Raw genomic sequence first — 13713 nt, 5'->3', positions numbered from 1 at the left:
GGCACCGACTCACCGCTGCATGCGCACGACCTGGGAGTGATTGAACTCGGTGCGATCGGTGATGTGGAGTCCGGCGGCCGAGAGTTGCCGGTACAGCGGCGTATTCGTGAAGTGATACGGCTCGAAGTACCAGTCGGACATACCGCCCGGGAACTCGACCGCGCGTCGGCTTCGTTCGCCGTCGGCGACGACCCACATCACCTGACAACTTCTCGCGAAGTAGCGATACGCGGGGACCGGTCTCTCGAGGTCCCACATCCGACCCGAAGGCGCGGCGGCGACTCGCGCGCCGATGTCCCGAAGCCCGGCGAAGTCGGCGGGCTTGGCCCGCAAGGTCACCCGCTGTGAGATGGGGCTCCACGACGGTGCGGACCCGAAGGCGACGCAATCTCCCGGCTCGGCGTGATCACCGATGTAGTCGGCGACGGTGGAGAAGTCGCTGCCACCGAGATGACCGTATGTGCCACGCTGCGTGACGTATTGGGGCGCCGCCGCGGCCACCAGCGCGATCAGCGCAACGCCGATCACCCAGCGACTCTCGCGGGCCAGCACCGTCACCGACCACGCCAGCAGCAGTGCCATACCTGGCACGGTGAACACCAGATACCGCGGGGCGTACAGATGGGTGCCCGTCCACGACACCGCGAAGATCACCGCCGCAGGGAGCAGCAACCAGCACCAGGCGAGCACGAACGGGCGGACGCCGTCCAGACGCCACGTCGTCACCGCCGCCATGAGTGCGATCGCGAGCGCCAGTCCGGCGACGATCGGGTACGCCACCGAACCGGTGAAGAACTCGAAGCGCGCATACGTCCACACCCGCTGGACCGACATGTCGGGAATCCACGAAACCTGTTCGCGCTGACCGAATGCCCACCGCCCGAACGGCACCAACGCCAGAACCGCCACCGCAGTACCGATCGTGAACCCGCGAATGGCCTTCCGGTGCAACAACAACAGATACAGCGCATGCGCAAGGAGCAGGGTGATCGCCAAGAAGAACCAGACCACCATGACGACCACGCCGAGGGCATACGCCACCCACCACCAGCGACCACGATCGGCGGCGATGATCAACAGCAGCGTGACCACGATCGCCAGGAACAGCGTGCCCGCATAGGATCTGGCTTCACTGCCCGCCCACATCACCCGCGGGATGGTCAGCAGGATGAGACCGGCGAGCACCCCGAACCGCAGATCCCACAGCCGTTCGGCGAGGACCACCAGCGCCGCCGCGGCCGCGCCGACAGCGATCGCCGACGGGAAGCGCACCGCGAACTCCGACAACCCGAAGACCGACGCCCACGCCTTGAGCACCACATAGTAGGCCGCATGCACGGCGTCGGTGTGATGCACGAGTGAAAACAGTTGGGGGTACGAGCGATTGATCGCCGAGATGGTGGCGGCCTCGTCGTACCAGAACGACGGCTGCCAGGACCAGGCGGCCGCGAGCAGCAAGCCGAGCAGACCGACCAGCGTCGCGGCGACGAGGACTCGCCGACGATCAGTCGGCGGCGAGTCAGTCGCCGTCGAAGAGTCGCTGCCAGTTCTCATGACTCGTGAGTTCCGGCAGCGCCGCCTGCCACTGCGCGGCCAGGCGCGGCGCGTTCCGCCTCAGTTCGAGGCATACCTGTGTGAGTTCACGGAACTGACGTACCGCGATCTGCTTGTCGCGGCGGCGGATTCGCACGCCGGTCTGGGAGGCATCGGTGACAATGGCCTCCGCGAACAGGCCGACGTGCCACCACCGGGCGCTGTCCGCCGGGATCGCCACCCGGCCGCCCCGGACCCGGCCGAGCACCTGCTGCACGACCCGCTTGGCCATCACCTGGTCGAGCTTCTTCTCCTTGGGCTCATGGCCTTTGGTGACGATGCGCGGATCGCCGACGAGTCCCTCGGTGGCCTCGTGCCGGACCGTGTCGGGGTACTGCGCGCGCAGCTCGGCGAGTTCGCCGAGTTTGGAGCGGCCGCCGTCGGCGAGGATCGATGGCCCGGACATGAAGTCGCGCACCGCGAGCAGGAAGGTCTCGGCCAACCCGTACTGCATCGACACGATGTGGCCGGTGATCTCGCGGGCCACCACGGTCGCGACCTCCGTCGGATCGAAGCGTCCGTGGATGGCCGCCACGATCAGCGCGTTGCGCCAGCTGAAATACCGCGACCAGTCGTCGTAGTCCTTGAGGTGGAAGTCGGCATGCCACACACCGGCATTGGGCAACGTCACCGTCGCGAAACCGGCCTTGCGGGCGCGGATCCCGAACTCGATGTCGTCCCACTGGAAGAACAGCGGCAACGACAGTCCGGCCGCCACCACCGCCTCCGCGGGCAGCAGGGCTGTCCACCACCCGTTCCAGCCGGCATCGCCGCGCGCGTCCTGATGCTTCTTCAGGGCATTGAGCCCGGCCCGCCCACCGGCACCGGGGCGGCCGGCCTTCAACTCGTCGAGGGCTTCCCACTCGCTGGTCATGTGGACGCGGTAGGTCTCCGACAACAGCAGCATCTGCGCGCCGACGATGACCGGCCGCACGGCATTGTTGGCCATGGCGGAGAGGCGGACCACCGATTCCGGCTCGCACAGGATGTCGTCGTCCATGACGACGATGTCGGTGTCGCACTCGCCGGTTCGCGTCAATTCGTGGATGCCGCGGTTGAAGCCGCCTGCCCCACCGAGATTCGGCTGGACCAGATACTGCAACCGCGGTCCGAGTACGTCCTTGACGGCCGGGAACTCGTCGTGGGCGTCCACCCGCTGCGTGCCCTGATCGACGACGTACACCGACTCGATGAGGTCGAGGGCGATCGAATCCGAGGCCAGCGTGAGCAGCGTCGAGATGGCGTCGGCGGGGCGGTTGTGCGTGCACATCACCACCGACATCAGCCGGTTGCGTTGCGGACGCGGCACCGACCACGTCACCTCCGCGATCCGCGCGCCACCACCGATCGCGGTGGCGTCGAACCAGAGGCCGCCGCCGTCGACGAATCGGCGGACGTCGAGGTCGAGAACCGACCGGCCGCGGCCGGTGACCTCGACGGCGTCGACGGGACGCCAGCGGCCGCCCGCATCGGATGCCTTGACCTCCACCCGAAGTGTCGCGTCGGGTGCACAATCGTGGTCGAATTCCAGCCGTACCGCGGTGATCGCGGTGTAGCGCTGCCAGTAGCTCGCGGCGAACCGCCCGAAGTAGGTGTTGGTGCTCAGAATTGCACCGGGCTCCATCCGGACCCCGGTCCGGTCGGCGCGCACCATCGCCGGGTTCGCGGTGACGTACATACCCGGAGCCACCCGGGGGTGCGGTCCCGCGAATAGCGTTCGCTGGACAAGCGTCCGCTCAATTTCCTGCTGCATCGGCCCTCATAATCAGTGCGCGTGACGAGTCGTGGTCGCCCCGACCCGCACCGAGACTAACGCACCGGTATCGGCCGCCGGTGCGGCCGACACGGCGAGCAGGCCCCACACCGGTCACTTGATGTTGAAGATCACCGTGCGCTGCACGATGAAGTTGATGATGGTCGCCAGCCCCTGGGCGATGACGTAGCCGAGCAGGCTGTAGAGCACCGTTTCCGGCCACAGGTGGGAGAGATAGGTATAGACCCCGACATTGACGACAAACGTAACGCAGTAGAGCACGGCCACCGCAACGAACCGGGCCATGCTCGGCTCGGCGCGGAACGTCCAGCGCCGGTTGAAGATGTAGGCGGTCGTCGTGCCACAGACAAAGCCGATCGCCTTGGCGAACCCGGCGGGCATCCCGAGCGCGTACTGCAGGATCGCGGTCAGCCCGAAGTCGAGGATGCCCGAGCCGACCCCGGTGACGACGAACCGGAAGATCTGCGTCGCCAACGGCAGATTCGTCGACGCCTCTTGGTCGTCGAACGGGAGTTCCGGGGCCATCGGCGCGTGCCGCGTCCGGAAGTCGTCATGGTTCGGATGATGCTCGTGCGAAGCCTGGTGCAGGTCGTTCGGCTCGTCGGGGCTGGGCTCTACCACGCTGACACCCTAGACCTTCAGAACTCCTCTTCGACGTCGGAGTTACGCGCGGCACCCTCGCCACGATCGAGTTCGGCGAGGGCCGCGAGGTCGTCGGCGTCGAGTTCGAAGCCGAACAGATCGATGTTCTCGAGCTGCCGGCCCTTGTGTGACGACTTCGGGACCACGCCGATGCCCTGCTGCACCGCCCACCGCAACGCGATCTGGGTGGGCGACTTGCCGTATTTGCGGGCCAGCCGGATGACCGTCGCATCCCCCGACATCCCATCCTTGCGCCCCGTCGGATGCCACGCCTGTGCATGAATATCGTTGTCACGCATGAATTCCCGCAGTTCTGTGCGCGCCAGGGCCGGTGAGCACTGAATCTGGTTGAGCTCCGGCCATCGCCCGGTTTCGTCATAGAGCTCCTGCAGCTGGTGCTCCTTGAAGTTCGACACCCCGGGCACCCGGATGAACCCCTCGTCGGCCAGGGTCAGCAACGCCTTCCAGGAGTCGACCGTCCGCCCCAGACTCGGGCACGGCCAGTGGATCAGGTAGACATCGATGTAGGCGACCCCGAGGCGGCGCGCACTCTCCTTGGCGGCGGTGATCGCCTCGTCGAAGCCCTGGTCGCCACCGCCGAGCTTGGTCGCCACGATCACCTCGGACCGGTCCACACCCGATTCCTCGATCCCGAGACCCACGCTGCGCTCGTTGGAGTACCGCGACGCGGTGTCGAGCAACCGATAACCCGAGTCGAGCGCATGGGAAACCGCCTGAACACACGGCATTCCGAGCATGTCATACGTGCCGAGCCCGACGAGCGGCAGCGAAAAACCGGATGCGAGGGTCACCGACGGTATCTCCACCCACCAAGGATATGGCGCACAGCGGTGCGCGCGCCCGCCAACCGGCGCAGTAGCCGGAGAATGGTGCGGCCCACTGCGCTGGGCGTTAGGTTCGATCCATGCCCGATCGAGCTCCCCGCACCTCGTCTGCACGCCGCATCCGTTCCCGCATCGGGATCTCGACCCTGACCATCGGGATTCTGATCTCACTGGCGACCTGGACAGTTGCCCCGGCGCACGCCGATGCGACCGCCGCCCCGGTCACCTCCGGCCTCGACGCGGCCGACTATCACGGCCCGATCGGCGCCCCCGGCACCCTGATCGCGCAGGTGCCGCTCGCCCCCTCGGTCAGCGTGCCCGCCGCCGGACGCGCCTACCGGATCCTCTACGCCACCCGCGATATCCACGGACGTCCCGCGGTCAGCTCCGGTGAGGTGCTCCTGCCGAAACGGCCCGCACCGGCCGGCGGATACCCGGTCATCGCGTGGGCGCACGGCACCACCGGGCTCGGCGACAACTGCGCGCCGTCGGTGCTGCCCCACAGCGAACGTGACGCCACCTACCTCGGACATTGGCTCGATCAGGGCTATGCGATCGTCGCCACCGACTACGTCGGCCTGGGCACCCCGGGATTCATGAACTACCTGAGCGGGACCGCGGAGGCGCAGTCCGTCGTCGACTCGGTCATCGCCGCCCATCAGATGGGTCTGCCGTTGTCCGAGAAGTGGGCGATCGTCGGCCAGTCACAGGGCGCCGGGGCCGCCCTCAACGCAGCCCGGCGCGCCACCGCACTGTCGACCGGCAGCGGTCTGGACTACCGCGGCGTGGTCGCCACCGGCACCCCCGCCAACATCGAGCAGATCGTGGCGCTGGCCCCGCCGGCGCCGATTGCGCTGCCCGCCGCGCTCAACGCCTACACCGCCTACATCTTCGCCGGGTTCTCCGAAGCCCGCCCCGACCTGCATGTCGAGAAGATCCTCGCCCCGAAGGGCCGCGAACTGGTCGCCAAGGCGCGCACGCTCTGCTACGCCGAGATGGCGCCGCAGGCCAAGGGCGTCACCCTCGCCCAATTCCTCGCCGCGCCGGTCGCGACGATCCCCGGTATCCGGGAGGCCCTCGCCGAGTACATGGGCACCCCGTACTCGGGTTATGACCGGCCGATCTTCCTCGGCCAGGGGCTCCTCGACACCGACGTCCCGGCCCCGTCGGCGTTGTCGCTCTACGCGCAGATGGTCGCCGCCGGGCAGCCCGTCGAGTTCCACGTCTATCCCAACCAGGACCATTCCGGGACGGTGCTCGCGTCCATCCCCGACTCCACCCCGTTCCTGGCGCGAATCATGAGGTAGCCGATGGCGATGGCAGCAGCCGGGCCCCCGGCGTCGAGAGCGGCCTATGACGACGTCGTCATCGGGGCCGGCCACAACGGTCTGACCGCGGCCGCATACCTGGCCCGCGCGGGCCGCTCGGTGCTGGTCCTCGAGTCCGACGACCACGTCGGCGGGGCAGCGGTGTCGGCCACGCCCTTTCCCGGTGTCGCGGCCCGGCTGTCGCGCTACTCCTACCTCGTGTCGCTGATGCCGCCCGAGATCATCGCCGATCTCGAACTCGACGTCGAACTGGTCCGGCGGCGCCACTCCTCCTACACCCCGCTGCCGTCGGATCCGTCGCGCGGATTGCTCGTCGACACCGCCGACGAGCACGCCACCGCCGTGTCCTTTGCCCGGGCCGCCGGCGGCGACACCGAATTCGTTGCGTGGCGGCGGTTCTACGAACAGATGGGGCAGATCGCCCGCCGGGTCTTCCCCACCCTGATCGAACCGCTGCGCTCTCGCGAGCAGATGAACGAGCTGGTGGCGCACGCCGACCCGGCCGCCGACGCGGAGTCGGCGCACCTGTGGGAACTGCTCACCACCCGGCCGCTCGGTGAGGTGATCGAGCGGTACTTCGACGACGATGTGGTGCGCGGCGTCGTCGCCACCGACGGGCTGATCGGCACGTTCGCCGACCTGCACGACACCTCCCTGCGGCAGAACATCTGCTTCCTCTATCACCTGATCGGCGGCGGCACCGGGAACTGGGACGTGCCCGTCGGCGGGATGGGCGCCGTGTCGGGGGCGCTCTATCAGGCCGCGGTCGCCGCCGGCGCGGTCATCCACACCAACTGCCGGGTCATCGGCGTCGACCCCGACGACGGCACCGTCGACTACGTGATGACCGAGACCGCCGGGAATCGGCAGCGCGTCGGCAGCGTGCGCGGCTCGATGATCCACGCGGCGTGCGCGCCGACGGTACTCAACACGATGCTCGACGCGCCCGTCGACACCGAGACCGCGCCGCAGGGTGCGCAACTGAAGATCAACCTGCTCCTCGAGAGGCTCCCCGGGCTGCGCGACGCAAGCGTCGACCCGCGGGCCGCATTTGCCGGCACCTTCCACGTCAACGAGTCCTACGAGCAGCTGCAGACCGCATGGGCGCAGGCCCGCCTCGATCAGGTGCCCGCACTGCCACCGTGCGAGATCTATTGCCACACCCTCGCCGATCCGTCGGTCCTCGGGCCCGAACTCGCGGGCATGCACACCCTGACGCTGTTCGGTCTACACATGCCGCCCGAGGTGTTCGCCGCACCGGGCGCCACCGCCGACGCCGTCGAGGCCACCCTCGCGTCACTGAATTCCGTTCTCGCCGAACCGATCCAGTCGGTGATCGCCACCGACACGCACGGCAACGCCTGCCTGGAGGTCAAGACGCCGCAAGATCTGGCCGCGGCCGTGGGACTGCCGGGCGGCAACATCTTCCATCGTTCGCTGCAGTGGCCGTGGGCGCAGACCGGCGCCCAAGTCGGCCGGTGGGGCGTGGAGACCAGGCATCCGCGGTTGCTGCTCTGCGGCGCCGGCGCACGACGCGGCGGCGGGGTGAGCGGCATCCCGGGACGCAATGCGGCCGCCGCGGTCCTCGCCTGGTGATCGCGCCGCCCACACGACCCGGCTCCCACGACCTGGCTGGGGCGTCGGCGCATGCGGGTACTCTCTACCCCGATGTCTACAGAAGAATTGCTGCCGATCACGACCCGAGCACTTGTCGGATGGTCGCGCACCACCCCCATCGAGGGACACGTGCTGTCCACGCCATATCCGGAGCTCATCGCCGAGGCAGTGGCCCGCGTCGCCGACGACAATGCGGACAAGCCCGACTACCTCAAGCGAGGCGTGATCGCCCGCGGGCTCGGCCGTTCCTACAACGAGTCCGCGCAGAACTCGGGCGGGCTGACCATCGACATGACGCCCCTGACCCGGGTGCATTCGATCGACGAGGAAGCCGGCATCGTCGACGTCGACGCCGGGCTGTCGCTCGACGCGCTGATGCAGATCGCCCTGCCGTACGGACTGTGGGTTCCGGTGCTGCCCGGCACCCGGCAGGTCACCGTGGGCGGTGCCATCGCCCACGACATCCACGGCAAGAACCACCACAGCCAGGGCAGCTTCGGCAACCACGTCGTCGAGATGGCACTGCTGGTCGCCGACGGCCGCATCCTGACACTGGCGCCCGACGGCTCCGACGACGACCCCGACGGCTCGCTGTTCTGGGCGACGGTCGCCGGGATCGGTCTGACCGGCATCATCTTGCGCGCGAAGATCGCGATGAAGCGGACCGAGAGCGCGTTCTTCATCGCCGACACCTTCACCACCTCGAACCTCGACGAAACGATCGATCTGCACCTCAAGGACCGTTATGAGGACGGCTTCGAGTACGCGTCGGGCTGGTTCGACACCATCAGCGGTCCGCCGAAACTCGGGCGCGGAACCTTCAGCCGCGGCAACCTCGCCACCCTCGAGGAGCTGCCGCGCAAGCTGCGGGCCAAGGCACTGACCTTCAACAACAAGCCGCTGATCAGCCTGCCGAACGTCTTCCCGCGTGGGCTGGCGAACAAGCTCGACTTCATGATCGTCGGCGAGGCCTACTACCGGATGGGCGGCGACAAGCGCGGTGCCGTGAAAAATCTGGCGCAGTTCTATCACATGCTCGACATCATCGGTGACTGGAACAACGGCTACGGCCGCGGCGGCGGCTTCGCCCAGTACCAGTTCATCGTGCCCACCGGCAACGAACCAGAGTTCAAGAAGATCATCACCGACATCCAGGCGTCGGGACACGTCAGCTTCCTCAACGTCATCAAGTTGTTCGGGGACGGCAACAAGGCGCCGCTGAGCTTCCCGTTCAAGGGCTGGAACGTCTGCCTGGACTTTCCGATCAAACGCGGGCTGGCCGAGTTCCTCAACGACCTCGACCGTCGGGTGATGGAGATGGGCGGGCGGCTCTACACCGCGAAGGATTCGCGGACGTCGGCGGAGAACTTCCGCAAGATGTATCCCGAACTCGACTCCTGGATCGCCGTCCGGCGCAAGATCGACCCGACCGGCGTCTTCATGTCCGACATGGGGCGACGCCTCGAACTCGCCTGAGTCGCTCGCAGTATCCGCACCGCACAACAGCTTTCGACAGCAGAGGGAATCCATTCATGTTCAACGCCGTAGGCGCCCCGCAGTCCATCCTCGTTCTCGGCGGCAGCTCCGAGATCGGCCTGGCCATCGCGGGCGAGTTCTTGACGCGCGGCCCGGCACGCGTGGTCCTCGCCGTCGTCCCCGGTGACCCGGCCGCCGACGCCGCGGTCAGCACCATCAAGGCCGCCGGTGCCACCGCCGTCGAGGTCATCGACTTCGACGCCTTGAAGCCCGAGACCCACCCCGAGGTCATCGAGAAGGCCTTCGCCGCCGGCGACATCGATCTGGCGATCGTGGCCGCGGGCGTGCAGTTCGACGACGAGGCCGTCTGGCAGGACCACGGCAAGGCCGTCACCGAGGTGACCATCAACTACACCGCCGCGGTCAGCGTCGGCGTGCTGCTGGGCGAGCGGTTCAAGGCGCAGGGCCACGGGCAGATCGTGGCGATGAGTTCGGTTGCCGGCGAACGCGTCCGGCGCTCCAACTTCGTCTACGGGTCGTCCAAGGCCGGCCTCGACGGCTTCTTCCTCGGCCTCGGTGAGGCGCTGGCACCGTTCGGCGGGCATGTCCTCGTGGTGCGCCCGGGCCAGGTCCGCACCCGGCTGTCGGCCCACGTCGACGAGGCGCCGCTGACGGTGAACAAAGAAGACGTCGCGCGGGCCGTCGCCGCGGCGGTGGACGCAGGCAAGGAGATCGTGTGGGTGCCCGGCCCGTTCCGCTTCATCATGATGGGACTCCGTCACGTCCCGCGAAAGGTGTTCCGCAAGCTGCCGGTGTAAAGATCGCGTGCGGCCGCACAGAAGCTGGAAGGAAGGGACAGGAGACGATCATGACGAATGACCTCGGTTCCACGCCAGAAGTCCGCGGAGGCAGCCGACAGCCACCGCAAGGGTGTTCTGGAGGCGGCCGCGAAGGTGGCGGCCACGGCGAGTGAGAAGACCGGTCGCCCCGTCAGTCGCCGCGCAGCGAGACTTCTCAAACGCGCCTCCTAGCGCTCGAGGTTGCCGGATGGTCCGCTCAGCGGCTCATCCGGCAACCTTGACCAGGGACCGTCCCACCTACAATCGACGCCGTGACCACAACGCCAACGCCGCGCCCGAAGTCTTCGCACACGTCAGAACCAGTGGCGTGACGCGAACGCAGACCCCGGCCCTCGACGACCCCCGTCCGCCGACGCCCACGGCAGCGCCGACGCCGCGTCGACACATCCCTGGGCGCGTCGCCACGCTGATCGACCTGATCGTGGCCGTCGTCGCCGCCGCCGTCGTCTCGCTGGCCGGGCTGAAGATCATCGACGCCGTCGGATGGCCGGCGTTCAACTCGTCGAACGTCACGCGGGCGCTGACCACGGTGGGCCAGGTGGTCGCGGTGGCATTCGTCGTGGCCGCGGCGATCCTGTACCGCTACCGCCGCTCGCGGTGGCTGACGACCCTGGCATCGACGATCGGCGTGGCCGGGCTGGTCACCGCCACCCTCGGCATGCCGCTCGGCGCGACGCGGCTGTACCTGGGCGGGCTGTCGGTCGACCAGCAGTTCCGCACCGAATACCTGACCCGGCTGACCTCGAGCCCGCACCTGGCCGACATGACCTACCCCGATCTGGCGCCCTACTACCCCGCCGGCTGGTTCTGGTGGGGCGGGCGGTTCGCCAATGCGGTCGGTCAGCCCGGGTGGGAGGCGTTCAAGCCGTGGGCGATCCTCACCATCGCCGTGGCCGCCGCCGTCGGCGTGGTGCTGTGGAACCGGATGCTCGGCGCCGATCGCGGCGCGGCGGTCGCCCTGGCCGTCACCACGACGACGCTGATGCAGGCCGGCCCCGAACCGTATGCCGCGGTGTTGATCCTGATCGGCATTCCGCTGCTGGTCCCGATGATGTACGGGTTGCGCGGACACGGACGCCTCGCCGACGGCCCGTCGGGATCGTTGCGCTCGGGCACCAGTTGGTGGGCGGTCGTCGCGGGCGGGGTCTTCCTCGGACTGTGCGCCGCCTCCTACACGCTCTATGCCGGGCTGTTCGCCGGGGTCGCGGTTTTGATGGCGCTGGTGGTGGTCGCGCTCGGCTGGCGTGGGGCCGCGAACAAAGCCGTTGCCGCGCCGGAGGTTTCCGCTGCTCGGCGTGGTCTCGTCCTTGCGGTGGCGGTGCGGCTGATCGTCATGGCGGTGGTCTCCGGACTGATCGCGTTGCTGGTGTGGACGCCGTATCTGCTTGCGCGGCTGCGTAACACACCCGCCAGCGGTGGCACTGCCGAACACTATCTCCCCGGCCGCGGATCGGTGCTGCCGCTGCCGATGTTCGAGCTGAGTCTGACCGGCGCGATCACGATGATCGGGCTGCTGTGGATTCTGGTGCGCTTTCGCACCCGCACCGTGGCACTGACTTTCGGGATCACCGTCGTCGGCATCTATCTGTTCTGCCTGCTGTCGATGCTGCGCACCGCCACCGGCTCCACCCTGCTCTCCTTCCGCCTCGAGCCGATCCTCGTCGCGGTCCTCGCCGCCGCGGGTGTGCTGGGCGTGGTCGATCTGTCGCGATGGGCGGTCGGCCGGTTCGGGGACATCCGGATCGTCATCGGTGCGATCGCCGCGGTCGCCGCAATCGCCATGGCACAAGGAGTTCCGGACTACCTCGCCAACGAGATCAACACCGCCTACACCGACACCGACGGATACGGTCACCGTGCCGACCAGCGCCCGTCCGGCGCCGAATCGTTCTACCCGCAGATCGATCACCTCATCACCGAGCAGACCGGACGACCGGCCACCGGCAATGTGGTGCTCACCGCCGACTACGGCTTCCTCTCGGTCTACCCGTACTGGGGTTTCCAGGGACTGACGTCGCATTACGCGAATCCGCTCGCCGAATTCGACAAGCGGGCCGCCACCATCGAGAAGTGGACGCAGGCAACGACTCCCGACGAGATGATCGCTCAGCTCGATCATTCCGCGTGGAAGCCGCCCAACGTGTTCCTGTTCCGCTACTCCGCCGACGGCTACACCCTGCGGCTGGCCAAGGACGTCTACCCCAACGATCCGAATGTGAAGCGGTACACGGTGACCTTCGATCCCAAGGCGTTCGCCGATCCGCGGTTCACCGTCACCGAGGTCGGACCGTTCGTCCTGGTGGTCCGGAAGTGACGATGCGCGCCGGTGACATGGTGCTCAGCCGGGTCGACGGCGCGTCGTCGACGGCGTGGTTCGTCGGCACCGATGCCGTCAACTGGGTTGTTCTGCAAGATGACTCGGGACTGACCCTGATCGACGGCGGCTATCCACGGCAGGCCGATCTCGTCGAGGAATCGATCAGGAAGATCGGCGCGAGCGCGGCCGACATCCGTGGCGCGCTGCTCACCCACGCCCACGTCGATCACCTCGGCGGTCTGGCGAGACTCGCAGCGCGACACGGCTTTCCGGTCTACGCCGATCCGGCCGAAGTCGCCCACGCCCGCCGCGAGCATCTGCAGCAGGCGTCGCCGATCGACATCGCCTCGATCGCCTACCGGCCGCGCGTGTGGCGGTGGCTGGCGGAGGTCGTGCCACTGGGAGTGTTGAGCCGCAAGGGCATCGAGTCGACCCGGCCGTTCACCGACACCCTGCGCCTGCCGGGCAATCCGGTACCGGTGCCGGCCCACGGCCACACCGACGGCCACAGCGCCTATCTCGTCGCCGACGGCGAGGTGCTGGTCGCCGGTGACGCCTTGGTGAGCGGGCACCCGATTTCCGGGATCTCGGGCTGTCAGTGCATCCCGGACGTCTTCCAGCACGACGTGGCCGCCGCTCGACGCAGCGTCGAGGCGTTCACCGGCCTGGAGGCGACAGTCCTGTTCCCCGGCCACGGTCCACGCGTCGACGGGCCGGTGGCCGACATGGCCCGCGCGGCCCTGCAACGCTGAACAACCGGCGGAACCGATCAGCCGACGAGTTCGGCGAGTCGCCGGATGGCGAACTCGTATCCGCGGATTCCGTAGCCGACGATGATCCCCGAGGCGTTCGGCGAGATGTAGGAGTGCTGCCGGAACGCCTCGCGTTTGTGGACGTTGCTGAGGTGGACTTCCATGATCGGCACCTCGGGGATCAGGAGCGCATCGGCGAGCGCCACCGACGTGTGTGTCCATCCCGCCGGGTTGATCACGATGCCGCAGACCGCTCCCCGCGCCTCGTGAATCCAGTCGATCATCTCGCCCTCGTGATTCGTCTGCGCCGCCCGGAGACCGAAGCCGAGTTCCGCGGCGGTGCGCTCGGCGAGGTCGACGACGTCGGCGAGGGTGTCGGTGCCGTAGATGTCCGGTTCCCGCACACCGAGGGTGTTCAGGTTGGGCCCGTTGAGCAGCAGGATGGGCAGAGGCGCGGAGTCGGTGGCGGGATCGGTCGGCATGATCGCCAGCGTAGTCGAGGGCAATGG

General features: G+C 68.0%; 12 protein-coding genes. 7 read left to right on the top strand and 5 right to left on the bottom strand.

What is annotated here, in order from left to right; all coding sequences use genetic code 11:
* Positions 1-9: 9 nt before the first annotated feature.
* From ACLQ3C_RS05945 to ACLQ3C_RS05930, 4 genes are all read right to left on the bottom strand, one after another.
* Positions 10-1554 (bottom strand): glycosyltransferase family 39 protein, encoded by a 1545-nt coding sequence (locus ACLQ3C_RS05945; RefSeq protein WP_425704112.1) that lies wholly within the window; start codon positions 1552-1554, stop codon positions 10-12.
* On the bottom strand, positions 1520-3346 hold the full coding sequence (locus tag ACLQ3C_RS05940) for a glycosyltransferase (protein ID WP_425704111.1): 1827 nt from the start codon (positions 3344-3346) through the stop codon (positions 1520-1522). The genes ACLQ3C_RS05945 and ACLQ3C_RS05940 overlap by 35 nt, the downstream gene beginning before the upstream one ends.
* A 114-nt stretch (positions 3347-3460) precedes the next feature.
* On the bottom strand, positions 3461-3892 hold the full coding sequence (locus ACLQ3C_RS05935) for a GtrA family protein (protein WP_425704248.1): 432 nt from the start codon (positions 3890-3892) through the stop codon (positions 3461-3463).
* A gap of 113 nt (positions 3893-4005) precedes the next feature.
* Complete coding sequence (locus ACLQ3C_RS05930) at positions 4006-4836, bottom strand: aldo/keto reductase (RefSeq protein WP_425704110.1); 831 nt, start codon at positions 4834-4836, stop codon at positions 4006-4008.
* 98 nt (positions 4837-4934) lie between these two features.
* Between ACLQ3C_RS05930 and ACLQ3C_RS05925 the strand changes: the two genes are divergently transcribed.
* The 7 genes from ACLQ3C_RS05925 to ACLQ3C_RS05895 all read left to right on the top strand — a co-directional run bounded on the left by ACLQ3C_RS05925 (position 4935) and on the right by ACLQ3C_RS05895 (position 13204).
* Positions 4935-6161, top strand: a complete 1227-nt coding sequence (locus ACLQ3C_RS05925) for an alpha/beta hydrolase family protein (RefSeq protein WP_425704109.1) — start codon at positions 4935-4937, stop codon at positions 6159-6161.
* 3 nt (positions 6162-6164) lie between these two features.
* Positions 6165-7778 carry a phytoene desaturase family protein gene (locus ACLQ3C_RS05920; RefSeq protein WP_425704108.1) on the top strand — a complete coding sequence of 538 codons (1614 nt, stop codon included), beginning with the start codon at positions 6165-6167 and terminating at the stop codon, positions 7776-7778.
* A gap of 72 nt (positions 7779-7850) precedes the next feature.
* Positions 7851-9275, top strand: coding sequence for an FAD-binding protein (locus ACLQ3C_RS05915; protein WP_425704107.1), 1425 nt, complete (start codon positions 7851-7853; stop codon positions 9273-9275).
* 56 nt (positions 9276-9331) lie between these two features.
* A complete protein-coding gene (locus ACLQ3C_RS05910; protein ID WP_425704106.1) occupies positions 9332-10093 on the top strand; it encodes a decaprenylphospho-beta-D-erythro-pentofuranosid-2-ulose 2-reductase in 762 nt (253 codons plus the stop codon).
* Between the two features lie 57 nt (positions 10094-10150).
* A complete protein-coding gene (locus ACLQ3C_RS05905; RefSeq protein ID WP_425704105.1) occupies positions 10151-10306 on the top strand; it encodes a hypothetical protein in 156 nt (51 codons plus the stop codon).
* 136 nt (positions 10307-10442) lie between these two features.
* Complete coding sequence (locus ACLQ3C_RS05900) at positions 10443-12449, top strand: galactan 5-O-arabinofuranosyltransferase (protein ID WP_425704104.1); 2007 nt, start codon at positions 10443-10445, stop codon at positions 12447-12449.
* A gap of 2 nt (positions 12450-12451) precedes the next feature.
* A complete protein-coding gene (locus ACLQ3C_RS05895; protein WP_425704103.1) occupies positions 12452-13204 on the top strand; it encodes an MBL fold metallo-hydrolase in 753 nt (250 codons plus the stop codon).
* Between the two features lie 17 nt (positions 13205-13221).
* Here ACLQ3C_RS05895 and aroQ read toward each other — a convergent pair whose 3' ends face one another.
* Positions 13222-13686, bottom strand: a complete 465-nt coding sequence (aroQ, locus tag ACLQ3C_RS05890) for a type II 3-dehydroquinate dehydratase (RefSeq protein WP_425704102.1) — start codon at positions 13684-13686, stop codon at positions 13222-13224.
* Positions 13687-13713 lie beyond the last annotated feature (27 nt).

Origin of the sequence: Gordonia sp. DT30 (assembly GCF_049844915.1) — a bacterium.
GTDB lineage: Bacteria > Actinomycetota > Actinomycetes > Mycobacteriales > Mycobacteriaceae > Gordonia.
This window is presented reverse-complemented; position numbering and strand designations above follow the sequence as displayed.